Annotated in this window: 1 pseudogene; it reads left to right on the forward strand. The window is 58.5% G+C overall.

Going from position 1 to position 2501, the window contains the following annotated elements:
- Positions 1 to 464: 464 nt before the first annotated feature.
- Positions 465 to 2501: pseudogene (locus GTF44_RS21865) on the forward strand (hypothetical protein); the annotation flags it as partial.

The following is a 2501-nucleotide window of genomic DNA, read 5'->3' on the forward strand; positions in this document are numbered from 1 at the left end:
TCATCGGTTCATCGGTTCATCGGTTCATCGGTTCATCGGTTCATCGGTTCATCGGTTCATGCCGCGCGTGGCGTAGGCAGCAGAACTCACCGATCTTCTCCTTCTGACAGTCTGACACCCGGCCCAAGGTCGGCCACAGCTTGTGGACTAGCTGACCCTCCGATCCCGGTTTCCGGATGGGACCGCTTAACGCGCTCGTCCCCAACCCCCGTGATACGCGATGTGGCTGTCGGTGGTGTGGGGTCTGATGTGACACCCTGGCCCTCTGCCGCGATCACAATGTACGGCGCGAAAGCAACGTGGCCGATCCCTGACGGTAATTCGCTTCTGCTTGAGGCTCAAACACCGCCTCTGGCCGATCCCCATACCTATGCCCGCATTTCTGCCACCCCACTGACCACTCGACGGGCAGGGCGGTGCCTTGCCTCGATTGTGCTCGAGTCCCTCACAGGAGAGTTTCAAAAATGACAAACCAGTCCTCAGATACCCAGCCAGCCCTTCGTGCACGCAACACATTGGTTCGGGGTGGTCGTTTGACCAAGTTCAAGGGTCGGGTGGCGAGCATTGCGCCGGGTTTGTCGGTGGTGGCGACGGCTACGGTGCTGTTTGCCGGCAGCGTGGACCAGGCGGCGGCCCAGCAGGCGGCCGATGCGTGCGGTACTCCGAATAACGGCAAAGTCACATGTGACGCTGACAACTACACTAATGGTATCACCTATAACACGTCAAATGACCTCACTCTGGAACTTGACCGCTCTGGTATCACGGTGAATGGCTCCGGCGTGCAGGTGAATGGGACGGATACGGCTAATGTTAAGGTGCACATGACGGACGGGAAGGTCACTACCAACAGACACGGGGTTTCGGCGTTCACCACAGGCAGCGGCAGTGTGCACGCCCAACTGGATGGCCTCACAAGCGACGATGGCCTCACCAGTCTTAGTGACGATGACATCACCATAAATAGGAACGCTTCTGTTGGGCTTAGGGCGCGGATTGGCAACACCGCGAGCAGCGCCGAGGCCAGGGCGGTTATGACCGGAGGAAAGATTACTATTGCTGCCGGTCACAATGTCGACGGGGTTGCAGCGTTCACCCATGGCAGTAGTGGCGTTGTGACTGCGGAAATGAGTGGAGGCTTAATCATCACCGAGCAGACGGCAGGGGCGGCCGCCGCGGTTTACGCAGGTGCTCACGAAACGTTTTATGTCGGCACGGTGACGGCCGAAATGAGTGAAGCAGATAGCGAAATTCACACGAAGAATCATGATGGTCTCGGCCTTCGGGCAACGACCCGTGCCACAAGCGAAGCCACCTTTGCAGTCGCGCACATGAGAGGTGGAAAAATTACCACCGAAGGGAATGATGCTTACGCGGTTGTGGCGGCTTACGGGGGGAACCCACCAACTGATGCGGTCCAAAGGAGGCTTATTGAGAGCAATATGACGGCGAAAATGACCGGAGGGACGATCGAGACGTTTTTAAACTCAACCGCGATTGTGGCGAGGACCCCAGGCGTTGGCGATGCGTTAGCGGAAATGGATGAAACGGATGGCCCCAGTCAGATCACCACGCATGGAAATCAGGCACATGGGCTTCGGGTGGAGAGCGGTAGCGATTATAGTCAATCCGAGGGGACGGCGACAGCGATAATGAGAGCTGGGAGGATCATCATTAATGGTCCCAATAGCAGCGGAGCCTCTGCGCAAGCCAATGGCGGCCTTGGCATGGCGCTGGTGAGAATGGAGGGGGGCCGTATCACCATGAGTGGTGCAAACTCTTACGGGCTTTATGCGCGGATTGACAACCCGGACCATACAAACAACTCCGACAATACAAACGGGGTGAAGGTGGAAATGATCGAGGGGGATATCCTGGGGGGGGCGGGTCCCGGATCCCATGGGATTTTGGCGGACACCAGTGGCGCTGGCAGGGTGACCGTGGAGATGCAGCGCGGCACAGTCATCACGCGTGGGAGTGGGTCTCACGGGATTTGGGCGGAATCAGAAGCGCAGGCGAACTCGGTGGGCGTGCGGACTGAGGCGGGCTTGGCCTCGGGGTCGAGAGCGGAGGCGTTTGTCACGGTGGGCGCGCATGCCAATGTCACGGCGTTAGGATCGGGTTCAGACGGGATCCGCGTTTCAGGGAATTACGTGACTGTTTCCAACACCGACCTCACAAAATTTTGGTTAGGTGCAAAAGGCTTTGAGATAGAGGTGGCCGGGTCTGTGACGGGCGGATCAGGAGGCGGCGCCGCCGCGATCCGAACGCTGTCGAGCGACCCCGGGACGATTACGATCGACAGCGGTGCCCGTGTGATTGCGGGGGACCCTGGTATTGCGATACACACGGTGACTGCCGGGGCGGATGGTCCTGTGACAGAAGACGACGATGGCTCTGCGACTATTACTTCAGAAGGGACCATCATCGGCGATATTCGTCTTGAGGCCGGTGACGATACCCTGATTGTGACAGGCGGAAGCATCATCGGCGATGTTTAT

Origin of the sequence: Roseobacter sp. HKCCD6576-2, from assembly GCF_013179285.1 — a bacterium.
Lineage (GTDB): Bacteria > Pseudomonadota > Alphaproteobacteria > Rhodobacterales > Rhodobacteraceae > Rhodophyticola > Rhodophyticola oceani.